This is a genomic window from Niallia sp. FSL W8-0177 (assembly GCF_038006285.1).
Classification (GTDB): domain Bacteria; phylum Bacillota; class Bacilli; order Bacillales; family Cytobacillaceae; genus Niallia; species Niallia circulans_A.
In genome coordinates this window covers 3,311,100-3,334,825 of the sequence record NZ_JBBOUX010000001.1, presented here as the reverse complement: position 1 = coordinate 3,334,825, position 23,726 = coordinate 3,311,100, and the positions used below count along the sequence as shown (strand labels likewise).

General features: G+C 35.7%; 21 protein-coding genes and 2 riboswitches. Of the genes, 16 read left to right on the top strand and 5 right to left on the bottom strand.

The features are described 5' to 3' along the window. Position 1 precedes the first annotated feature (1 nt). From NST77_RS16345 to NST77_RS16320, 6 genes are all read left to right on the top strand, one after another. A complete protein-coding gene (locus NST77_RS16345; RefSeq protein WP_123260535.1) occupies positions 2–1,309 on the top strand; it encodes a nucleobase:cation symporter-2 family protein in 1,308 nt (435 codons plus the stop codon). Positions 1,310–1,820: 511 nt separating this feature from the next. Then, a riboswitch (SAM riboswitch) is annotated at positions 1,821–1,931 on the top strand. Positions 1,932–2,071: 140 nt separating this feature from the next. Further along, positions 2,072–3,088, top strand: a complete 1,017-nt coding sequence (locus NST77_RS16340) for a methionine ABC transporter ATP-binding protein (protein ID WP_095258424.1) — start codon at positions 2,072–2,074, stop codon at positions 3,086–3,088. Continuing rightward, entirely contained in the window at positions 3,088–3,750 is a 663-nt protein-coding gene (locus NST77_RS16335) for a methionine ABC transporter permease (protein ID WP_047943633.1), read from the top strand. Before NST77_RS16340 ends, NST77_RS16335 begins: the two co-directional genes overlap by 1 nt. 80 nt (positions 3,751–3,830) lie before the next feature. Beyond that, complete coding sequence (locus NST77_RS16330; protein WP_095329895.1) at positions 3,831–4,688, top strand: MetQ/NlpA family ABC transporter substrate-binding protein; 858 nt, start codon at positions 3,831–3,833, stop codon at positions 4,686–4,688. Positions 4,689–4,700: 12 nt separating this feature from the next. Next, complete coding sequence (locus tag NST77_RS16325; RefSeq protein ID WP_341123215.1) at positions 4,701–5,909, top strand: M20 family metallopeptidase; 1,209 nt, start codon at positions 4,701–4,703, stop codon at positions 5,907–5,909. 348 nt (positions 5,910–6,257) lie between these two features. Further along, positions 6,258–7,439, top strand: coding sequence for a NupC/NupG family nucleoside CNT transporter (locus NST77_RS16320; protein ID WP_095329897.1), 1,182 nt, complete (start codon positions 6,258–6,260; stop codon positions 7,437–7,439). A 33-nt stretch (positions 7,440–7,472) separates the two neighbouring features. Here the strand turns inward: NST77_RS16320 and NST77_RS16315 are convergent, their stop codons facing one another. Beyond that, positions 7,473–7,880, bottom strand: coding sequence for a YkvA family protein (locus NST77_RS16315; protein ID WP_163186456.1), 408 nt, complete (start codon positions 7,878–7,880; stop codon positions 7,473–7,475). A gap of 91 nt (positions 7,881–7,971) precedes the next feature. Next, entirely contained in the window at positions 7,972–8,163 is a 192-nt protein-coding gene (locus NST77_RS16310) for a hypothetical protein (protein ID WP_163186415.1), read from the bottom strand. A 66-nt stretch (positions 8,164–8,229) separates the two neighbouring features. Then, a riboswitch (cyclic di-GMP riboswitch) is annotated at positions 8,230–8,331 on the bottom strand. 847 nt (positions 8,332–9,178) lie between these two features. Between NST77_RS16310 and NST77_RS16305 the strand changes: the two genes are divergently transcribed. Further along, positions 9,179–9,661 (top strand): transporter, encoded by a 483-nt coding sequence (locus NST77_RS16305; RefSeq protein WP_341123214.1) that lies wholly within the window; start codon positions 9,179–9,181, stop codon positions 9,659–9,661. A gap of 412 nt (positions 9,662–10,073) precedes the next feature. Here the strand turns inward: NST77_RS16305 and NST77_RS16300 are convergent, their stop codons facing one another. Together NST77_RS16300 and NST77_RS16295 are read right to left on the bottom strand one after the other, a co-directional pair. Next, the gene (locus NST77_RS16300) at positions 10,074–10,523 is read right to left on the bottom strand and encodes an AraC family transcriptional regulator (protein WP_163186454.1); all 450 of its coding nucleotides are present in this window, start codon (positions 10,521–10,523) and stop codon (positions 10,074–10,076) included. 425 nt (positions 10,524–10,948) lie between these two features. Further along, positions 10,949–11,644 carry a Crp/Fnr family transcriptional regulator gene (locus tag NST77_RS16295; protein ID WP_341123213.1) on the bottom strand — a complete coding sequence of 232 codons (696 nt, stop codon included), beginning with the start codon at positions 11,642–11,644 and terminating at the stop codon, positions 10,949–10,951. A gap of 154 nt (positions 11,645–11,798) precedes the next feature. On the opposite strand from NST77_RS16295, the gene ric reads away from it, so the two are divergent. Both ric and NST77_RS16285 read left to right on the top strand, forming a co-directional pair. Then, on the top strand, positions 11,799–12,488 hold the full coding sequence (ric, locus tag NST77_RS16290; RefSeq protein WP_095329919.1) for an iron-sulfur cluster repair di-iron protein: 690 nt from the start codon (positions 11,799–11,801) through the stop codon (positions 12,486–12,488). Between the two features lie 68 nt (positions 12,489–12,556). After that, positions 12,557–13,453, top strand: a complete 897-nt coding sequence (locus tag NST77_RS16285; RefSeq protein ID WP_341123212.1) for an NAD(P)-dependent oxidoreductase — start codon at positions 12,557–12,559, stop codon at positions 13,451–13,453. A gap of 32 nt (positions 13,454–13,485) precedes the next feature. Here the strand turns inward: NST77_RS16285 and NST77_RS16280 are convergent, their stop codons facing one another. After that, positions 13,486–14,574, bottom strand: coding sequence for an iron-containing alcohol dehydrogenase family protein (locus NST77_RS16280; RefSeq protein WP_163186517.1), 1,089 nt, complete (start codon positions 14,572–14,574; stop codon positions 13,486–13,488). 174 nt (positions 14,575–14,748) lie between these two features. On the opposite strand from NST77_RS16280, the gene NST77_RS16275 reads away from it, so the two are divergent. From NST77_RS16275 to NST77_RS16245, 7 genes are all read left to right on the top strand, one after another. Continuing rightward, positions 14,749–15,345, top strand: a complete 597-nt coding sequence (locus NST77_RS16275) for an AAA family ATPase (RefSeq protein WP_341123211.1) — start codon at positions 14,749–14,751, stop codon at positions 15,343–15,345. 312 nt (positions 15,346–15,657) lie between these two features. Next, positions 15,658–16,653 (top strand): acrylyl-CoA reductase family protein, encoded by a 996-nt coding sequence (locus NST77_RS16270; protein ID WP_341123210.1) that lies wholly within the window; start codon positions 15,658–15,660, stop codon positions 16,651–16,653. Between the two features lie 22 nt (positions 16,654–16,675). Next, the gene (locus tag NST77_RS16265) at positions 16,676–17,626 is read left to right on the top strand and encodes a nuclease-related domain-containing protein (protein ID WP_341123209.1); all 951 of its coding nucleotides are present in this window, start codon (positions 16,676–16,678) and stop codon (positions 17,624–17,626) included. A gap of 822 nt (positions 17,627–18,448) precedes the next feature. After that, positions 18,449–20,689 (top strand): GAP1-N2 domain-containing protein, encoded by a 2,241-nt coding sequence (locus NST77_RS16260; protein ID WP_341123208.1) that lies wholly within the window; start codon positions 18,449–18,451, stop codon positions 20,687–20,689. 127 nt (positions 20,690–20,816) lie between these two features. After that, positions 20,817–22,250 (top strand): NAD-dependent succinate-semialdehyde dehydrogenase, encoded by a 1,434-nt coding sequence (locus NST77_RS16255; protein ID WP_303984314.1) that lies wholly within the window; start codon positions 20,817–20,819, stop codon positions 22,248–22,250. 175 nt (positions 22,251–22,425) lie between these two features. Then, on the top strand, positions 22,426–22,818 hold the full coding sequence (locus tag NST77_RS16250) for a Na-translocating system protein MpsC family protein (protein ID WP_204259866.1): 393 nt from the start codon (positions 22,426–22,428) through the stop codon (positions 22,816–22,818). Positions 22,819–22,937: 119 nt separating this feature from the next. Next, on the top strand, positions 22,938–23,708 hold the full coding sequence (locus tag NST77_RS16245; RefSeq protein WP_341123207.1) for an ABC transporter ATP-binding protein: 771 nt from the start codon (positions 22,938–22,940) through the stop codon (positions 23,706–23,708). The last annotated feature ends 18 nt before the right edge of the window (positions 23,709–23,726 follow it).

Sequence of the window (23,726 nt, the reverse complement as noted above, 5' to 3'; positions counted from 1 at the left end):
AATGGAAAAAATGTCAGTAAAAACATGGTCTGTAGGTCTGCAGCATGTACTAGCAATGTACGCTGGTGCTGTGCTAGTACCTTTAATAGTTGGTGGAGCATTAAAATTAACACCTGAACAGTTAACCTATCTTATATCGATTGATTTATTAACATGTGGTGTTGCAACATTGCTCCAGGTTTGGAAAAATAAATTTTTTGGAATTGGTCTTCCTGTTATGCTTGGCTGTACATTTACTGCAGTTGGTCCAATGATTGCGATTGGAAGTAAGCATGGAATAACGGCCATTTATGGTGCAATTATTGTTTCTGGTATTATTGTTGTTCTTATCTCTTCCATCTTTAGCAAGCTTGTGAAATTTTTTCCTCCGGTCGTAACTGGTTCTGTCGTTACAATTATTGGTCTTACTTTAATTCCTGTAGCATTTAATGATATGGCAGGAGGAGAAGGAAGCGCAGATTTTGGAAACATAAAGAACCTGGTACTTGCTTTTGGTGTATTAGCTATCATCATTTTACTTAATAGATTTACAACTGGATTTATCAAAACCATTTCTATTTTACTAGGAATTATCATTGGAACTGTTATTGCAGCTTTTATGGGAATGGTTCATTTTTCAGAAGTGGGGGAGGCAAAATGGATTCATGGTATTACTCCGTTTTATTTTGGGACTCCAACCTTTGATCTCACTTCCATTATCACGATGACTCTTGTTGCTATTGTGAGTTTAATTGAATCAACAGGTGTTTATTTAGCATTAGGAGATATTACTAATAAAAAGGTTTCGGAAAAAGATTTAGCACAAGGATATCGAGCGGAAGGAATTGCTTCTGTAATTGGCGGGATTTTCAACTCCTTCCCATACACGGCTTATTCCCAAAATGTAGGTTTAGTTCAATTAACAGGTGTAAAAACAAAGAATGTCATTTATGCAGCAGGAACCATTTTAGTTATTTTAGGCTTTATTCCTAAGATTGCAGCTATTACAACATTGATTCCAACAGCTGTCCTTGGAGGAGCTTCACTTGCAATGTTTGGGATGGTTGTGTCCTATGGTATTAAAATGCTAGGACAGGTCGATTTTAATCAGCAAGGAAACTTGCTCATTCTTGCTTGCTCGATTGGAATGGGACTTGGTGTAACTGTTGTTCCAGAAATCTTTATGAAATTTCCAGAAAGCATCCGCATCCTCTTCCAAAGCGGTATTGTGGCAGGTGGGCTAACTGCGATTATCTTAAATATATTATTTAACATAATTCCCGGGTCTCGTGCCAAAACAGTACAAATGGAAGAAAAGACAGCAGCCTAAATAGCGGCGCTAAAACAAATAAATAAGACTTTCCAGAGAAAACGGGAAGTCTTATTTTGTTTAATCAAAAAGGCAAAAGTAATCCAATATAAGAATAAATCGAGAGAAATTACACTTTCTTTTTTATAAAAATTATTCCGATAAATTTAATTGCATTTAAGATTTTTATTATATTGATATATATATGTCGATGATTATAGAAATAGGTTAAGAGAATATTCTGAGTGGATTGAAGTCGATGGTAAAGGAGCTTTAGTGTAATAAGAATAATTTATTATTCCGCATGTAAAAGCAATTAAACTCTATTATACCTTGGGGAAGTAACGAGCAATATGGAAAAAACTAATCGGAAAGATTAATAGGGATTTATATCAAGTGAATGTTTTATAAGAATAATTTATTTTTATAACGAAGCATATATGCAAATAAAAAAATACAAAAACATAGTTGACAATTTATTTATCTAGTTTTATAGTTGTTATCAAATCTTACAAAATTACATAAAACATTTTTCTTATCCAGAGAGACGGAGGGACAGGCCCGAAGAAGTCTCGGCAGCGGATTTATATTAAACACCGTGCCAATTCCTGCAAATGCTAATTGTGCATTTGAAAGATGAGAAAAAGTAGTTTCTTTGTCTTATAAAGGCCCTGCTTTTTCTTTCTGGAAAGAAGAAGCAGGGCCTTTTTGCATTCACTAAAAGCCTGTTTCTTCTTGACAAGATACGTATGTTTTTAACCTAGTATAGGAGTTGAAGGGCAAATGATTGAATTTCAAAAGGTAGCCAAGACCTTTAAGCTTGGCAGTCGCGAAGTAAACGCAGTAAAGGATGTTTCTATCTCGATTGCACAAGGAGAAATTTTTGGGATTATTGGTTTTAGTGGTGCTGGAAAAAGTACTTTATTACGACTTGTGAATTTATTAGAAACACCAACAAACGGAAATATCCAAGTGCAAGGAGTAGATGTAGCCTCCCTATCACCAAAAGAGATTCGCAAGCTTCGCCGAAGAATCGGCATGATTTTTCAAAACTTTAATCTCTTTACATCTAGAACGGTAGCTGGCAATATAGCCTACCCATTAAAGCTAGCTGGTGTATCGAAAAAGGAAATAAAAGAAAGGGTGGCAGAGCTCTTGCAATTTGTCGGTTTATCCGATAAAGCAGACGACTATCCTGAACAGTTGTCAGGAGGACAGAAGCAGCGGGTTGGGATTGCACGTGCTCTTGCTACTTCTCCAGATATATTGATTTGTGATGAAGCAACTTCGGCCCTTGACCCAGATACAACAGGTGAAATACTACGTCTATTAAAAAAAGTAAATAAGGATTTAGGCATTACGATTTTATTAATTACACATGAGATGCATGTTATTCAAGAAATATGTGACCGAGTGGCTGTGATGGAAAATGGTGAAGTAATCGAGAATGGTTCTGTCTTTGAAGTATTCACAAATCCCCAACACTCGACTACTCAACGTTTTATTCAGTCTGTCCAGCAGGATCGTCCATCTGCTTCTTTATTGGCTGAATGGAGGAATAAGGGCGGCGATAAGTTATATAGAGTAATTTTTAAAGGAGAAATCGCTAGTGATCCAGTTCTTTCAAAGGTCACAAGAAAATTTAATGTCGATGTAAACATTGTTTATGGATCTGTGCGGGAATTGCAAGAGAAGTTTTATGGGAATCTTCTTGTTTCCTTTGAAGGCAGCAAGGAAAATATTAAAGCGGTTCTGCATGAATTAGAAGCATTAGTAACAGTTGAGGAGGTGCTTGTTTAATGAAGGTTGATTGGAGTACTTTTTGGCCGCGCATTGTGGAATCTACTGGAGAAACTATATTAATGGTTATTACCACTCTTATCTTAGGATCTATATTGGGCATTACGATTGGGTTACTTCTCTTTGTGACAAGGAAGGGAAATATTTTGGAAAATAAATTAGTTTTCCGTTTGCTCAATATCCTAATTAATATTATCCGCCCTATTCCCTTTATTATTTTCTTAGTGGCAATCAGCCCGTTAACAAGAGCAGTTGTGGGTACAACGATTGGGACTTGGGCAGCGATATTTCCTATGACTATTGCAGCCTCATTTGGAATTGCGAGAGTAGTAGAAAATAATTTAGTCAGTATTGATCCAGGAGTTATTGAAGCTGCTAAAGCGATGGGAGCAAGCCCTTTGCAAATCATTTTTACTGTATTAATTCCGGAAGCATTAGGACCACTGATTCTAGGATTAACCTTTGTAACGATCAGCTTAATCGATTTTTCTGCGATGGCTGGTACCGTTGGCGGAGGCGGACTGGGACATGTGGCGATGACATATGGCTACCAGCGTTTTGATGGCAGTGTTATGCTTGTTACCGTCATTATACTGATTATACTTGTACAAATTGCTCAATGGATTGGAAATACATTATCACGAAAAATAATGAGACGTTAAGACAGAACTTTAACGATGGGATATTTATCGCTTTATAAAGTTAAAATTATACAAAAATTACTAATTAAGGAGATGGAGAGATGAAAAAATATTTTGCAATTTTACTATTATTAACAACTATTTGGGCACTAGCTGCCTGCACGTCAGATAGTGCATCAAGTAAAGATAAAACAGTGAAGGTGAAAATAGGGGTGACGGGATCCGATGGAGAAGTCTGGCCGACTTTGAAGAAGAAGGCGAAAGCAGAAGGAATTGAAATCGAGTTAGTCGAGTTTTCAGACTATACTTTACCAAACCAAGCTTTAGAGAATGGCGATATTGATATTAATTCCTTCCAGCATATTGCTTTTCTAAGTCAGTTTAATGAAGAAAACAAAACAGATTTAACGCCCATAGGAACAACAGTGATTGCTCCTATGGGAATCTATTCAGAAAAAGTGAAAGATGTAAGTGAGATAAAAGAGGGGGACAAAATTGCTATTCCAGACGATCCATCTAATCAAGCGCGTGCTTTAAAATTACTTGAATCTGCTGGATTAATTACATTAGCTGATGATTTTGGATTATTTGGTGATCCATCTAAGATTGTAGAAAATCCAAAGAAGCTTGATATCTTGCCAGTTGTAGCTCAACAAACACCAAGAGTCTTACCAGATGTTGCAGCATCTGTTATCAATAATGGTGTCGCTGGTCAAGCAGGCTTTGATCCTGTAAAAGATCCCATTTATTTAGAAGATGCAGAGGATAAAAACGTATTACCATATGTAAATATCTTTGCGGCTCGTACAAAGGATGCGAATAACGAAACCTATCAGAAAATTGTTGAACTTTATCATGAAGAAGAAGTGGTGAAAGCGGTAGAAGCAGATACAAACGGTGGTTCGATTGTAGTGGACATTGCAAAAGATGAGTTGGCAAAACAATTTAAAGGACTTTAAGGAGGAGAAAAAATGAGTAATACATTATCTAGTCTTGATTTAATTAATGAATCCATTCAAACAAATAAGGAGCTTTATATTGAAACGAGTCAATTAATTCATGCAAATCCTGAGATTGGCAATCAAGAATTTTTTGCAAGCAAAAAGCATGTAGATATTCTAACAAATGCGGGATTTAAAGTGGAAATTGCCGTTGCTGGACATGAAACATCTTTTTATGCAGTAAAAGACAGTGGGATATCTGGCCCCACCATTGCCTTTCTTGCTGAATATGATGCCCTTCCTGGTCTAGGGCATGCTTGTGGTCACAATATTATTGGAACAACAAGTGTTGCAGCGGGTATTGCCTTATCTCAAGTGCTGTCTGAAACTGGTGGGAAAGTAGTTGTTCTTGGCACACCTGCAGAAGAAGGAGGTCCGAATGGGAGTGCAAAAGGAAGCTTTGTGAAACATGGCTATTTAAAGGATGTTGATGTCGCTTTAATGATTCATCCTTCTGGACAAACATCGTTGACTAGTGAAACACTTGCTGTTGATCCTTTAGACTTTCATTTTTACGGAAAAGCAGCACATGCATCCGGATCACCTGAAAAAGGGATAAACGCTCTTGATGCCGTTATCCAATTATTCGTCGGCATCAATGCACTTAGACAACAGCTGCCTGATGATATCAGAATCCATGGGATTATAACAAACGGGGGAGATGCACCGAATATCATACCAGAATATGCATCAGCGCGATTCTATATACGTGCCGAAACATGGAAAAAAACAGAAGAGGTTGCAGCAAAAGTTCGTGCGATCGCTGAAGGAGCTGCTCTTGCCACTGGTGCGACTGTTAAAGTGGAAAGATTTCAAAATGAAGTGAAGGATTTTGTATTAAACCCAATTTTAGATGGAATCTTAAAAGAAGAATTAGAGGCAGTTGGAGAAACAGTTGTAACGGAAAGATCTCGGGGAAAAGGATCAACAGACGCTGGAAATATTAGCTATGAAGTTCCAACTGCTCATCCTCATATTAAAATAGGGCCAGACGACTTAATTGCCCATACGAACGAATTTCGAGAAGCCGCAAAATCAGCAACAGGAGATTCCGCCCTTGTTAAAGGAGCACAAGTCCTCGCAAAAACAGGCTATCGTTTGCTTTCAGATAGTGTGCTTTTAAATCGTGTGAATAAAGCATTTGAAGCAGCGAAAAAAGAAAAAGTAAACTCCATTTAAAATAGTTATTTTTGTTACTGGAAAGTTCAATAGCATACAGAAATGCAGAAGGCAATTTCAGAGGAGAATTTCCTGGAATTGCTTTTTATATTGCTATTTACCTAGATAAGTATTTGCAATGATATGAATTAAATATATTTAGATAATATTTAGAAAGATTTAAATTTTATTAATTTAACTTATTCTTCAATTAAAGGATGACATTGACCTAAATATAAGGTAACATCTAAAACTGTATATCGTTTTTAATGTATTAACAATGTTTTTTGAAGTTATATTAACTATATTGAGATAGTTTATATAAAGAGGAAAGGGTTGTTATTGCTTCTTATTTAGGAGGAATTTTCTATGTCGATTTTAGTTGGGATATTAGGTATCATTGTGACGATAGCTATTGCCTTTTTACTATCAAATGATAAAAAAAGGATTAATTTCAGAGCTATTCTCGTATTATTTGTGCTTGAATTTATTGTAGCACTAATAATGTTTAAAACTACGGTAGGACTAAAAATAGTAGAAGCTACATCTAACGGTGTCTCTAAAGTCCTTAACTATGGGTATGAAGGGGTAAATTTTGTTACTGGCGGATTAGTTCCAGAAGGCGGAAGTGTTTTTTTTATTAATGTTCTTATGATCATTATTTTTACTTCTACTTTATTATCTTTATTAACGCATATCAAAGTATTGCCTCTAGCAATTAAATATATTGGTGGAGCTTTGGCTAAGATTACTGGTTTATCAAAGGTAGTAACATTTAACAGCATTAACTCAATCTTTTTTGGTCAATCGGAAGCACTTCTTGCGATTAAAGGCCATTTAGATACGATAAATGCAAATAAATTATTTATTGTATGTACTTCTGCGATGGGGTCTGTTTCTGCATCTATTATGGGAGCCTATATGGAGATGATTCCTCCCCAATATGTACTAGCTGCAATGATTTTAAATGCATTATCTGCACTAATTATAGCGACACTTCTTGCACCAATTTCAAAAGATGAAGATGAGAGCATCAATGTAAAAGATGTCTCCAATACGAATTCTGTTTTTGGAGCAATCTCTGCAGGAGCTTTAGATGGTGGTCGTGTTGCTTTAATTGTTGCCGCGATGTTAGTTGCTTATGTTGGTTTACTGGCTCTAATTGACGGTTTCTTTACAAGTATTTTCGGCATCGGTTTTACTGGGATATTGGGTTATATTTTTGCACCAATTGCTTGGATAATGGGGATACCTGGCAGCGAAATTGTAACGGCTGGTTCTGTAATGGGTACGAAATTAGCTGCAAATGAATTTGTAGCAATGCTGCAATTACAGCCATTACTTGGAGAACTTTCAAACAAAACAGTAGGGATTGTGTCTACTTTCCTTGTATCTTTTGCAAATTTTTCTAGTATTGGAATTATTGCTGGATCGATTCAAGCAATTAATGCTAAAAAAGCAGATATTGTTGCGAAGTTCGGGTTGAAAATGTTATTAGCGGCGACACTTGCATCTATATTAACGGCTACAATCGTAGGATTATTTCTATAATAATGAAAAAGGGACTAAAAAATAGTCCCTTTTTCATTTATTTATTTTTTTATCTATTTCGGTTGTATCGACTTTATTCCCAAACCATTCAGTAAGTTTTAATCTTGCTTTTGATTTAATATCATCGTCAATGTACATAGCAACTTGGAATAATGCAAGTCCTAGTGCCCCTAAATCATCTGTATAACCTATACCAACTAAAAAATCAGGGATTAAATCAAGAGGAAGGATAAAATAACCTAATGCTCCAATAATAGTTGCTTTGACCTTCTTAGGTACATTTGGTTTTTGTAAAGTGTAATACAAGAGAAGCACCGCATAAACAACAGAGGAACCGGCCTTTTTTCCAAACTTTGCAATTTTGGACCAGAATTTTTTCTCCGAATAATGCTTTCCTGCTATAGCAAGTTCTTTTTCCAATTTTTCTTTTGATTCTGCCATTATGAAAGCCCCTTTCCTAATGGTTTTTTCGCGCTTATTCATATAATGATTATATGCTTTTGTGTAGTATAAGTAAAATATTTACTGATCCCTAGTCTATTTTACCAACAAAAGTAAGGAAAATACGAAGCCATCCAAAAAAGGAAATCCATAAAGGGATGCTGATAAGCATTCCGAAAAATAGCCCTTTCCAAATATTACCTGTTTCTGGTGAAAAATAGTTTTGATCGCTTACAACGATTGATCGTTTGATTAGTATTTTATCATTATTTTTTTGTCTCATCTTCACTTTTCCCTTCATTTAAATCGTCGAAGGTGGATTCGGTAACTGGCTGGCAAGCGTAATGAATGTCATAACTTTTGCTATCATGTAGAAAAAATCGATCTTCGTTACCCCTAAGCCCCTATAGCTTTACGTCATCACTTTTCAATGATTTTGCCCTTTCGTCGATTAGTCAGATTATTATAGTATAAGATTAGTACTTACTAGTTCATAATACCAGTATCAAAAGACCTATAGGTATCTTTATAAAAAAATAAATGTCAAATTTTTTGTCGTAATTATAGGTTATTTATACTATATTAGGCATTTAAACTCTTTTTCCTCTATATATTATTTCTTTTTTTTATTTTTTTTCACATTTGATAATTGTTTATCTATTCAATGCCCATATAAAAAGAGGAGTTATTCAAAAAATATCCATGAGTGGAAGAAAATGATAAAGGAAGACTGAAACAATATCTTTTCCAATGCAAAGATTGAATTTACCATTCATGTAAGAGTAGAATTGGTATATTATTCTATTCGGGAATATCTAGAGAAGAGGGGAGATGTGCAAAATCATGGTTTGAGACAGGGTATCATGGTCAAAGAAAGAAAAAGAGACATTTGGATTTCGACGTTCTTCTCCATTATTTAAGGGTTAATGTTACTATTCTAGTTGTAATAGTGATAAGGTGTATGCTTGATTGAGGTTTAATAAGGTAATATCGACGGATATTAGGAAAATTTCCCGGGAAACTTGTCGCTATTTCTGAATTTGTTTTAACTAACTCGTATAATTGTTCCTTATCGCTCTCTCCATTTTATTGAAGGAACATGGGGAAGTTACTGAGAATTGGCAATGTGGGGTTAGTAGGTTTTCTTTTCCGTAAAAAATGGAAAGCGAATTTTGATATAAAGCAATAAGGAGATTCCTAATTAAGGGGCTTAGTAATTGCGGACAAGAAAATTATTTACTGCACCTCAAATGGGCTATTTACATAGAGTAATACAAAAGCTCGAAAGGGGAATAGTAATGTATTTTCAGCCGTATTATGCTCATTATGGACAACAATCTTTTCTACCTCAATATAGGATGGTCAGTTTGCTAAAAGGTGGAGAATCTAGAATGACTCCGCCATCGATTGGAGGAGGGGCCGTTCCTCCTTCACCACCAAGCGGAGGTGGGATTTTGCCGCCGTTTCCAGGTGGAGAACAACCGCCTCCTCCAGTAGGTGGATCTCCAGCATATCCAGATGCACCGCCGATTGGAGGGGGGACAGACCCTGGATCACCACAATTAAACCAGTCACAAGCAAGCACTTCAACTGTTGAATCTATGTCTATCCGCCCCTGTATATTCCGCTTTACTTATATCTGGCTAGAAAATGGTAAAGGATTTTGGTTCTTTCCAACTCTTATTGGACGTCATTCTATTGCAGGATATCGTTGGCAAAAAAAATATTGGATCTATTATCGAACAGATACTAACCGTATTCGATCTTTTCAGTGTATTTAAGCTAGAAAGGGAAGTGTAGATGGGCATCTCCTATGTTGATAATCAAACAGAGTTTTTGTGGAATACAATATGGTGTAGCATGAGTGAAAGTTAGCGTGAATGATGAAAAAGTAGGTTCATAAGAAAGTTGAATGTAGAAACTTTAAAGGATGTAGAGGGAAAGTAACGATTATAAAGAGAAACAAGTGAAACATTTAATAGAGCCATGGTCTCTGTGCCACAAAAAGAAGGGGAACAGAGAAAAAGTCAAAGAGAAGAGCTCTCTTTGAATGAAATCCAAAAGAAAAAGTGCAAAAAGGTAACAGAGCCCCCTTTTCTCGCTGTGCCCAAAATTTAAATAAGGAAACGCCATTCTTTTATATAAAGACATCAAGCGAATACTCGTCTAATACCCTACTGTGCCCCTGCTCGGTTACTGTATAGGAACTAGTATTTCACACAAATGATCTTCAATCATTTGTGAAGTATATCTTTCTATAATTGGTTGTTCTTTTAATGATAGATTATTTCTTTCTATCTCAGAAATAATATTCCCCCAAAATTCACTGACTGCCTCTTTTGTATGGTCGAGCAAGAAAACAGCGTATTTCCCACCGGAAAATTCACCAACTTGAGCTGGTTTTGCTACATTAAAATCATTTTCTACCACAATACAAACATCATAACGGCATTCCTCCTTAGGTGTGATTTCTGGGTTATCTTGCGGTATGCCGAGAATAATAGAATTATCAAATATGCCATTCAATTTTGCCCACTTTTTAAAGGATTCCATCAATTCTTTGTTTTGTTTTTCCCCATACTCCCCAACATTTCGGAAAAAAGCAATCCTTGATTTAGGTATTTCTTCAATAGTTATATTCATATTATAACCTCCTTCTTAGATAAGGTAATTCGAATTAAAATATTTTTCAAGTGAATTTTTAAAAGATTTTGACTTCAGAATGGTGTTCTTCTCCCAAGAAGTAATTCACTAGGATATTTAAACAGATATCTTTGTAGAGAAGATTATTTCAAAAGAAGCAAAAAGAATGGAAATGAGAGATGATTTTTGAAGCGCCTTTCTATTAATTAGAAAGGAAGGTTGTTCTATAAAAAAGGAAGAAATAATTAATTGGTAACGATTTTAAAATCATTAATGATAGTTTATCAAATTTGGACATGCGCGGAAGACATACAGCTTAGGAGAGTAGAAGAAGTTACTTGTGTAAAAGTGTTTCCTGCTTGGAAAAGGAGAAGGAATAGCTGCGATGAATATTTATTTGTTTTTCATTATTATAACGGGGGAAGTTATCCCCCTATTGATTGAAGCCTCCCTTTATTATGAATGAGAATTTGTTTGTTACCGATTAAGGTAAGAATGTCTTTGTCGGCAAGTTTTGCAAGTTTACGGCTGATTGTTTCTCTTGTAAGGCCAACATAGCTGGAGATTTCTTCTCTTGTGATAGGGAGGGTAATAAGAACAGTATTTTGATGTTCTGTCCCGAATTTCTCACAGAATTCAATAAGCATATCGGCAATTCTTACTTCTGGATCTTTCGTTGCTAATGTTCTCGCTAGATCTTCTGTACGAGATAAGCGTTTGGTAATCGTTTTTAGCAGTTTGAAAGAGATGTCAGGATTACTTAACATTATGTGATCAAAATCTTGTTTATTTAATACACATATCTTTGTATCTTCTAAAGCATGGCAGCTTAAGTTCATAACCATGTCATCATGAAAAAGATTGCTTTCTCCAAAGAAATCACCAGTCGTTAATAAATGAACGATTTGTTCTTTCCCCTGAATAGTTAACTTAGATAGCTTGACTTTTCCACTATGAATAATATAAAGAGAGGTGGAAATATCTCCTTCCTCTATAATCATCTCGCCTTTTTTAAATAGTCTATGATGAACAATATCTGTTATTTTTTTTATTTCTGAATCTGATAAGGAGTAAAATATAGGAACTCGTTTAGGACATGGGCTAACCATTTTTTGTTTCATTATTAACACCACCAGTCAATTTGTGTATTTTTTCACAATTAAAACGATGATTATCTAATTAAATTATAACAATCTTTAATCTGTGATTTCAATCCTATTTTCCTTTGTCTATATCTTCTATACTTTAGCTATTCTAATAAGGGAGAGTGTTCGTATGAATGCCATTTTTACAGAAGAGACGAAAACAGGTGATATCATTATTAAGTTTCCAGCAGCAAGTAAACTATTTAAAGAATATAAAATTGATTTTTGCTGTGGGGGAAATCGACCAATAGGGGAGGCAATTAAATCTTTACATTTAGAAGATAAGGATTTAGTAAAAGTCCTCAATATTATGTATGAACAGATGCAGACAACCGAAGAGATTGACTGGATGAATATGCCATTAACTGACTTAGTGAGATATATTATTGATCATTACCATGCAAATACAAGAGATTTATTAGAAGAATTAGATGGATTTGTTAGTAAAGTCTATCGTGTGCATGGAGAGCGCGATTTACATTTGAAAGATGTGTATACCCAGTTTTATTTATTAAAGGACGAATTAGAACAACATTTACTTGGAGAAGAGCAGCGGATTTTTCCACAAGTAATAGAATATGAGGCGAGTAAGGAAGCTGAAAGTCTTGAAGCAGCTCGTGCGGAAATCTCGATATTGGAAGAGGAACATGAAGGAGCAGGGGGAATATTGAAGAAAATTCGCCAAGCTACGAATGATTATGAACTGCCACTGCATGCATGTAATACGTACCGATTAACCTATTTAAAACTAGAAGAATTAGAGAGCTTAACATTTGATCATATTCATCTAGAGAATAATGTATTGTTTAGAAGATTATAAACGGTAATTCTTCTTCCTATCCTATAACCACATTGACGTATTGTGATAAAAAATATGGTAAAATGTGTATGACTATTGGATGGGAAGGATGGGATGATTGTATGAAAATAGGTTGGATAGGATTAGGAAATATGGGGATTCCGATGGCTTTGAATTTAATCAAGGCTGGTTATGAATTAACGTTCTATAATCGTACACCTGATAAAGGAAAAGAATTAATTGCTGTTGGTGCCAAACAGGCTGAATCGTTAACAGAACTAGTTGATAACAGTAACCTCATTTTTACAATGGTTTCAGACGATAATGCTGTGAAAAGCATCTATCTTGAAAATGGAATCTTGTCACATGCAAAAGCAGGAAAAGTATTTATTGATATGAGTACCGTTTCCCCACAAACGTCTCAATTCATTTATAATACTGCTTTAGAAAATGGAGTGAAGTTTCTTGATGCCCCAGTTTCAGGAAGTGTTCAACCGGCTAAGGAAGGAAATTTACTTGTTTTAGTTGGCGGCGAAGAAGAAGTTTACGAACAAGTGAAAGCTGTATTGGAGCCGATGAGCAAGCTTTCTATTTATCTTGGTCCATCTGGAGCCGGCAGTAATGCAAAACTTGCCATTAACTTATTATTGGGAATTACAGTACAAGGAATTGCCGAATCCGTTCTTTTTGCAGAAAACCAAGGAATAAAAAAAGAAGACATGTTAACTATTATTAATGAAAGTGCAGTCGGAACAGCAATTTCAAAAATGAAATCATCGTCTATTTTAAAGGATGAGTTTCCAGCAGCATTTGCCCTTAAGCATATGGCAAAAGATTTACGACTAGCAAGTGAAACGGCTGAATTAAATGCGATTGGAGCATCAGCCCATAAAACATATCAATCCGCTCTTGAAAATGGATTAGGAGAATTCGATGTAATGGCCGTTTTAAAAGAGTTAAAAGGAGATGGATCAACATCGCTATAAGCGATGTTGAATTCTATCTCCTTTTTCATTTTTTATACAGATTTGCTAGTTGTGAGACTTTCCAGGACGTTCATTGCCGCAATTACCTCATCTGCTCGATAGGAACCCATCAGCTGAAGCGACTCTTTTGGATTAACAGCATGTTCTGCAACCTTTTGTAGAGCTATTGCCTGATTATCTACAATATGTAAGTCTGCTAAATTGGTTGGAAAACCGAGCTGCTGATAATATGGCAGCAGTGCATCAATTTCATCGATGCGGTTTTCTAAAGCGAGCTGGACTAAAATACCATAGGCCACTTTTTGCCCATGAAGGATGGTGTGTGTTTCTTCGATAAAGCTTAATCCGTTATGAATAGCATGAGATCCAGACATTCTTCCATATCTCCCGCCGAATCCCCCTACTGTTCCTGCCAAAGTAATAACTGCTTCTACCGTCTTAGTAAAGCTCGCTGTAACCTTTCCAGCTTCACTGCTTTGAACAGCTTTTATACTATCCTTTAATAAAATATCACGGATGAAAACAGATTGGCTTAATGCAGCTTGGACAAATAAAGAGTGAGCTCTTTCATCGTTCGCATTTCGGATAATCGCTTCTGCTTCATACCACTTTGTTAAGGTATCACCAATTCCACTTTTTAAATAATCAATCGGCGCGTGAATTAAAAATGCAGGATCAACCACCGTTAAATAACTAGAGCGTCTATGATATGCTACTCTTTCAAACTCTCCATCTGGTGAATAAATGACACTTAATGGTGTGCTTGCTGCACATGTTCCAGCAACGGTTGGAATTAAAACAACTTCGATATTTAATTTATCTGCAACTGCCTTGGCAGTATCTAATATAATGCCGCCTCCTATGCCAATAATGACATCAGCTGCTCCACATGATGGGGCGATCTCCTCTATTGCCTGTTGCGAACTATAACCTGCGTGCTGAATAATTTGCCAGTGTTCAGGAATGGAAGAGACATACTGACTATAGGCTTCAAATGATTTATAACCCGTTATGATGGCAGGAGCTTGAAAAGGAGACAATAAATTGTCTAACTCCTTTAGGATTCCTTCTTTACAAATATATTGGTTCGGACCACTTCTAACGATGTCCTCTGGTTGAATTTGCATTTTTTTTCCTCCTTAGAGATAGTCTCTGTAAATAAATTATATTATTCTAAAAATTATACAACTTTCGGAAACCGAAAAGTAGGTATTTTTCAAAAAATTTTGTGTGAGAAGAAAAGAAGATTGATAAATTTGCTATAGTAAAAGAAGAATACACTATGGGGGAAGTTTATGATTATATGGATTAACGGAACATTTGGTTCAGGGAAGACGACAACTGCCTATGAGCTTGAGAAAAGATTAGAAAATGCATTTGTATTTGATCCAGAAAGATTCGGATATGTGTTAATGAAAAATATTCCACCTGCCTTACAAAAGGATGATTTTCAAGATTTTTCTCTTTGGAGAGAGACGAACTATTCATTATTAAAACAAATCACCAGCGATTACGATGGAATCATTATAGTACCGATGACCATTACGAATGAAGCATATTTTCATGAAATTATCTCGCGATTACAGAATGATCAAATTATAGTTAAACATGTTACACTGATGGCGTCAAAAGCTACGATCAAAAAACGATTACGCAGCAGATTAGAAGGAGAAGATTCTTGGGCATATAACCAAGCTGAATCACGACTAAAACAGCTAGAACGTCCTATTTTTAAGGAGCATGTGGACACAAATGGTTTAAATATCGAGGAAGTAATCGAAAAAGTTGCGCAGGTTATAGGCTTAAAATTAAAAGATGATAAAAGAAATCCATTTAGAAAAAGAACGGATAGATTATGGAATAAATTAAAGGAAATTAGCTTATTTAAATAAAGAAATCAATGGATTTTGGTGATGGAATTGTTAGATATTACTCATAATGAAAGTTTTTCCGACTAGCGGGAAAATAGTTCTAATCTATAGGATCCATGTAATAATATATGATCGAATAGGTCTCTCCTTAACCATTTTGGACTATGTACTTTTTGATTTTGCGATAGCATTTTATCAAAAAATATAGTCAGCCGAAAAAAATCACTCACATCTATAAGAGAAAATTCGCATTTTTACTATATTAATAGGGTAATTTCTTTGCTTTGACCTGCTATTTTTAAATTGATACTATGAGTACGAGGTGATTTAATAATGGAAAATAGTTTTCAAGCAGTTGTAGTTGATAATAAAGATAGTAATTTTTCAGTAGAAACAAAGCGTGTTAGCGTAGAGGATTTATCTGCTGGTGAAGTAGTCATAAAAGTTCATTATTCTGGCGTAAACTATAAAGATGGACTTGCAAGCACTCCAGATGGAAAAATTGTTCGCACGTATCCCCATATTCCAGGAATTGATATGGCAGGGATAGTTGTGTCTTCAGAAGACAGTCGCTTTAAAGAAGGAGACCCTGTTATTGCTACTAGCTATGAAATAGGTGTATCTCATTCTGGAGGTTATAGTGAATATGCTCGTATTCCTGCAGATTGGATTGTTCCGCTTCCAGAAGGATTAAGCTTAAAAGAAGCAATGATTATTGGAACAGCAGGCTTTACCGCAGCTCTTTCTGTACAAAGATTGCAGGATAATGGTCTGAAGCCAGAGAATGGATCTGTATTGGTGACAGGTGCTACTGGTGGAGTTGGCAGCTTCGGTGTAGCGATGCTTTCCCAATTGGGCTTTAACGTTATCGCAAGCTCTGGAAAGAAAGAAGCAGAGGGCTATTTGAAAAGCATCGGAGCATCTCATATTATCGGCAGAGAAGATGTCTATAATGGTAAGATAAAAGCGTTGGACAAGCAAGAATGGGCAGGAGCAATTGATCCTGTCGGCGGTGAATCATTGGCAGCAATTATTAGTAAAATAATCTATGGCGGTTCGGTCGCAGTAAGTGGCTTAACAGGTGGTGGAGCTGTGCCGACAAGTGTATTTCCATTCATACTTAGAGGCGTGAATCTTCTTGGAATCGACTCGGTCTATTGCCCGATGGTAAGTAGACAAAAAATATGGGGAAGAATTGCAACCGATTTAAAACCAAAAAACCTTTCTTCCTTTGTGTATAAAGAAGTATCTTTACAGCAATTACCTGAAGAATTACCCCAAATATTAGAAGGCGGAATAACAGGCAGAATAATTGTTGCAGTTGAATAGAAAAAGAGGCTGTTCTTATAGAATGGCCTTTTTTAATAAAAAAGAAGGGATGAAACAAATTAGTATGCTCTATAAACCTCGGACATTTTCTCCAGAAATCCTCGTTTTACAATCCTTGGATCAACGTATGGAACTAGATTTAAATGAAAAACAGTACTTAGCTCATCTGAAAAAAGGCTTGGCAGGAGAAAAATTATTTGATTCCTTCACAGAAACTTTTTTGAGCGACTGTTATATAATCAATGATCTACTACTGCAAATAAATAACACTACTTTTCAAATCGATTCCACTATTATTAACTCTGATGAAATTCATCTTTTCGAAATAAAGAATTATGAAGGAGATTATTACTATCAAAATGATCGTATCTATACAATGAAGCATAAAGAAATTAGTAATCCGCTAAATCAAATAAGGAGGAATGAATCATTATTTCAACAGTTACTTCAAAAGCATGGTTGGGAAAATAAATCAATTACTTCTTCTGTTGTTTTTGTTAATCCCGAGTTTACCTTATACCAAGCTCCACTATCTTTACCATTTATTTTCCCAACGCAAGTCCAGCGATATTTAAAAAGGATGGGTCATCCTTCTAAAAAGCTGAACAAGTTTCAGAAGCAATTGGCTGAAAAACTAACAGCATTGCACATCGACAAATCTCCTTTTTCAAAAATTCCAATCTATGAATATAAAGAATTACAGAAAGGCATCTTTTGCAAAACATGTCATTCATTTAAAGTGGTAGAAATAGGAATGAAGGTAGTTTGTGAAGAATGCAGACAGGCAGAAACAGTCGAAGCAGCGGTATTACGCAATGTAGAAGAACTGAAATTACTTTTTCCTAATGAAAAAATAACAACCCCCTTATTATATGATTGGTGTAGAATCATTCATTCCAAAAAAAGAATAAGAAGAATATTAGTAAAACATTTTAAGCTAGCTGGAGTCAACCGTTGGAGCTATTTTGAGTAGTTTATAATCGAGTTAATAACATGTAAGCTGAAATAAAAGAAAAGAGCGTGCGTGAACACCTTCTTTTAGAAAAATTGCGATAAGAGGCACCAAAGAGGAAGGCTCTGTGCCCAAAAGCAAGAGACAGAAAGAAAAAAGGAAACAGAGAGGAGCGCTCTGTGCCCAAAAGCAAGAGATAGAAAGAAAAAAGGGAACAGAGAGGAGCGCTCTGTGCCCAAAAGCAAGAGACAGAGAGAAAAAAGGAAACGGAGAGGAGCGCTCTGTGCCCAAAAGCAAGAGACAGAAAGAAAAAAGGAAACAGAGAGGAGCGCTCTGTGCCCAAAAGCAAGAGACAGAAAGAAAAAAGGAAACAGAGAGGAGCGCTCTGTGCCCAAAAGCAAGAGACAGAAAGAAAAAAGGAAACAGAGAGGAGCGTTCTGTGCCCAAAAGCAAGAGACAGAGAGAAAAAAGGAAACGGAGAGGAGCGCTCTGTGCCCAAAAGCAGGAGACAGAAGGGAAAAGGGGAACAGAGAGGAGTGCTCAATTACCAAAATCAGGAAACAAAAAAAGAAAAAGGATACAGACTCCAGAACTTTTCTAGAATAGGCAATCACATATAGAATTTTCGTAAAAAAGCAGGAAGAATTTCTATATTTATTAGAAAAGTGGAGCGAAGTTGGTTTTTAAAAAAACAGCATGCCTGTATAATACAGATATTAGCTGTTTTTTATTTTTCGAAAATGAAATGAAAGTTGTTTTTTTATATTGTTAATATAGTGATGAATATAGAAGCATTAATATAAACCTAACTTATACAATCAAGGAAAGAAGGAGGAGAGGATAATGGGAAAAAGCCTGATACAGCAGCAAATAGTAACTAGAGATAGTAAAGGTCTTTTTCTTACAGGTGATGAGTCTGATACTATAGTTTTCTCACCTAACGTGGAGGAAAGCTTCATCAAGAAATACCTAATTCCAATTAGTACGTATCATATGCCGAGTGAATTAAAGAAAAGCAGTGACAAAGAAATAGAGAATTATCCACCGCAATTTACTTTAATGCAGCCTGATACGGGAGAATTAGTGATAGGGAAATCTAGTTTTGCGCCTGCTGAAAGCCCAAAGCGAAAGAATCGCCTGTTTGTACATAATTATATTATTCCTGTAAGTAGAAAAGAGGAATGGATTCATAAACCCTCTCAAATTTTTCATATTGAACATTTTTATAGCTTGGAAGATATCGACAATCTAGGAGAAAAATTAGAAGAAATAGAATATGTCTCTTATACGAAAGAGAATATCTTTACTAAAAAGCAAGAACTGTTTCATGTTTTACAACTGGATGAAAAGAAATTCAAAGAATTATTATTTGCTTGTATTACGGCAGTTGCGGAAAAGAAAAGAGTGTATATATCGTTTCAGGCCTCACCTCATCTGCAGCATAAATATGCAATGTGGCTATTGGAACTATTATTTATATATATGCCCTATGAAACAAGAAGATTATTTGGTGCAACTACTTTTCATAATGAACCAGAAATATTAGAAAATATCCATGTAATGTTTGTAGAACAGGGATCCATTCGCCTCCGAAAAAGAGCCGTGGAAAACCAATTTACTTTTGATTTAAGTCATGACAAAAGAAACGGCTTAAACTTTAAGGAAGAAGATCATGATTATCTTCACTTTGCTTTTGAAGCACTCGAAACTGCCACAGAGCTAGATGAATTTTTTGTTTACTGTGAACGGGCTTTAAAAGGATTGGATAAACAGAAGAAACTTGCTCTTCAATCATACAATGACTTATTTCTTCTATTTTATATGGAAAAACTAGATTATTATTTTTATGATAACGATAAAGTGGCGACATTGAAAATGCTGTATACTTTTCTGCAAAAAAATCATCGAGAAAAGCTCGAGCTCGTACATATTTTCAAACAAGTGCTCCATCGAGAAGAGCGGATGAAGGATGCTTCCATTGTTCGAGATTATCTGCGATTTGTTTTGGAAATCCAAAAGGTTGTTGAACATGTAGATGTTGTAGAATTTATTGTTAAAACGATTGCTTATTATGAAGGCGAAGATATCTGCCAATCACTATGGGGAATTCTTGGAAAATATCCAGAAACGTATCAGCAAGTTCTATCTTATATGAGTGATATTTTTTCTTACTCAGAGATTATTGAAGATTATCTAAAGCATGAATTCAGCTTTCAACATTCCTTATCCCAAATTTTAATTAATATCAAAAATCTATTGCATGTAAATTCTTCCTTTGAGCATAATGCAACGTTCTTAAAATCAACAAAAAATAGACTAGTGTATGAAGTGAAAAAAAGCAGCCATCCTATGGCCATTGTCTTTGAAATAATCGTTTATTTTCAAAGGTCTATTCCATTTGAATCATATAAGCGGATGGTACTGCCGGATGTAAAAGCACAGCTATTGATACAATTACAGTTGGAAAAAGTAGATCTTGCCGATGTTAAGCAGTTTGGAGAGATATTTTTACAAGGCAAAGAGGAACGTAGTTTTGAGATAAAGGGCTGGGAAAAGGAGAAGTTTGAAGTATTAGAATTACTGTATACCTATTTCTATCTATCTCAGGAACAAACACAACATGTTTTTCGGATGGCAAATGAACCAATTAAAGCAAAAGCAAGTGATTTAGCCCAAGAGATTACGAAAGACAATGGTCTTTTTAAGCCATATGAACGATTTCTCCTTCTTTTTCCAGGAGGAATGGAGGGCGTGGAGCATCGCCAAGTCTTTTCGTATATAGCGATATATGGTTCTGAAGATGAAATGCTTGATTATATTGAATGGTCCTTGAAAAAATTCGGGACAAGCCCAAGGTTCAATTATGCCTTAAAAGATTACTTAATTACGGATCGAAATTCTATTTGGAAGAAGAAAGAACGGAAAAGAGAATTAGCAAGTATACGATCTCAATCTTTGAAAAAACTTTTAAAGGAAGTTCGTGAACAAACGGCGAATCCAGGTGTAAAGTTTTTTCGCAAATATGGAATTCTTTTAATCGTTTTAAGCATTCTTGGAGTTATAGGATATTTTTATGTGAATTAAGAGAAACGGAGCGTCTTTTTTTAATAAGATGCTCCGTTTTTTATAGGAGTAAGCAAGTCGGATTAAGTGGAGTTATTGAAAATGTTTGTTATGATAGGGGAAAAACAGTTGAGAAAGGAGTATGAAAATGCAATACATTAATGGGGAATTGCGTCATTCTGCTTCAGGAAAAACTTATTCTGTCTATAACCCGGCAACTGCAGAGGTTATTGAAGAAGTGGCAAGAGGAGGAAAGGAAGACGGGCATCTAGCAATTGATGCAGCCCAAAATGCACTGCCTTTATGGGCGAAAAAAACTGCAAAGGAACGATCTATTTATTTAAAAACAGTAGCTGATAAACTGCGGGAACAAATCGAAGATCTCGCAGCAATTATTACAACTGAAATGGGAAAGCCAGTTACAGAGGCTAAGGGGGAAGTGAATTTAGCAGCAGATTATTTGGAATGGTATGCGGAAGAAGGAAAACGTATCTATGGCGATACCATTCCTGCTAGTTCAGAAACAAAGCGAATTATTGTGCTAAGACAGCCAGTCGGAGTAGTCGGAGCAATTACTCCATGGAATTTTCCAATCGCCATGCTTGCTAGAAAAATTGCTCCAGCGCTTGCAGCAGGATGTACAGTTGTCCTAAAGCCAGCGGAAGCCACTCCTTTAACAGCAATAGAAGTAATGAAGATTTTTCATGAAGTAGGACTGCCAAAAGGTGTGTTAAATTTAGTTCATGGCGATGCGGCTCCAATCGGAGATGCGATGATGGAAAGACAAGAAGTTAGAAAAATCACTTTTACAGGTTCAACAAAAGTAGGGAAAGAGCTTGCAGCAAAAGCATCTGCTACCATGAAGAAGATCTCGATGGAACTTGGGGGCCATGCTCCTTTTATCATCTTTGCGGATGCAGACTTAGAAAAAGCAGCTGAAGGCGTTATTGCAAGTAAGTTTCGCAATGCAGGACAGACATGCATATGCACGAATCGGATTTATGTTCAGAAAACAATTGCAGAACGCTTTTCCGATATTCTAGTAACAAAAATGAAAAATTTGGTTGTTGGAAATGGTTTACATCCAGAAGTAACCATTGGACCACTTATAAACGAAGCAGCTGTTGCCAAAACGGAAGAGCATATTCAAGATGCTATCCAAAAAGGTGCTAAAGTCATCTATGGAGGAAAAAAACCAGCTGGCGAAGAATATGACAACGGTCATTTCTATGAACCAACAGTTCTATTACATGCCACTCATGAGATGAAAATTGCGACGGAAGAAACATTCGGACCAGTAGCGCCAATTTTTGAATTTGAAACAGAAGAGGAAGCCTTACATTTGGCTAATGATACTTCCTATGGATTAGCAGCATATTTTTATACAAAAGACATCTCTCGTGTATTTAGAATGTCAGAAGGCCTTGAATACGGCATAATTGGGATCAATGATCCAGTACCAACCACTGAACAAGCACCATTTGGCGGAGTAAAAGAATCAGGAGTCGGCCGCGAAGGTGGAAAGTATGGATTAGAAGATTATTTAGAGTATAAATTTCTTTCATTGGAATTAGATATCTAAACCTTTTCTAAAAAATAGAGTAAGAATTTCTGACAAAATAGAAGAAAGTCGTACAAAGATATGATATGATCCAATAAACAGAATATTCTATATTTTATATAGATAGATTTGTTTTGCTTGTGTGCTGCGAGCTTTTGATAGGTTATAGAATGGGTTATTCGTTCTGCTATCTTTAGTGGGGGTGATAATTATATTAGTTGATCAGCTACCAAGAACTCTCGGAGAATTGAAGCAAAGCATCATGAAGGAAAACAATCTTGTCAATCAATTGATTTTTAAGGTTGGGCTGACTGAACAGCAGATTAGTTTAATCGATAATAAAATTATCATTATTGCTAAGCATAAGCGTATTCCTGTACTGGAAATTATAGAAAGTTCAAGTGATAACCTAGCGGAGATCATTGATCGTCTATTAATTGATAAATACAAGGAAATGCTTTTACGCAATTTAGAAGAAAAACTGCATTTCAAGGTGCAGCTAATATTAAAGGATTATGACTCCATGAGAGAGATTAGTGGAACAATTATTATGTTAGACAAGAAAATTGAATCTTATTTGGCTGGTTAAATGAACTCTTTGGAAGAGAGCAGGAAAACCGTCAGAATTAGACTGAGATACAACACTCAGGAAATTCTGGCGGTTTTTTTTATTAATAGAAATATTTTATGAAATGAGGGAGTTTTAGGGTGTATAAACTAGAAGTTCGCCATACGAATAAGATCTTTAAAAAAGAAGGAAAAGAAGTAGTAGCATTGAGGGATGCCAATTTGAAAATCCAAGAAGGCAAGTTTATCAGCTTAATTGGACCGAGTGGTTGTGGAAAATCGACGTTATTTAATATCATCGCAGGCCTAATAAAGCCTACTACTGGGGAGGTAATCCTCGATGGCAAGAACATTGTTGGCAAGAATGGATATGTGGGCTATATGCTTCAAAAAGATTTGCTTCTACCTTGGAGAAGTATTTTGCAAAATGTCATATTAGGACTAGAAATAAAGGGTGTGAGTAAGAAAGAAGCTGTGGCAAGAGCTAAACCACTTCTTCAAAAATACGGATTAGGGGGATTTGAACATCATTATCCAGATGAATTATCTGGTGGGATGAGACAAAGAGCAGCATTATTACGCACCTTGTTATATGACCAAGATATTATTTTACTCGATGAGCCATTTGGTGCTTTAGATGCCCAGACACGATTATTGATGCAAACTTGGCTGTTAGATATTTGGGCTGATTTTAAGAAAACCATTTTGTTTGTAACTCATGATATTGATGAAGCTATTTATTTATCAGATGAAATTTATGTCTTATCCCCTAGACCTGGACGATTAAAGGAAAAGGTAGACGTATCATTAGCAAGGCCACGCAATCAAGATACATTATTGCATCCGGATTTCATTGCTTTGAAAAAATATTTATTTGCACTATTAAAGGAAGAAGTAGTATTAGAAAAATAAGATTCTTGAAAAGAGGAG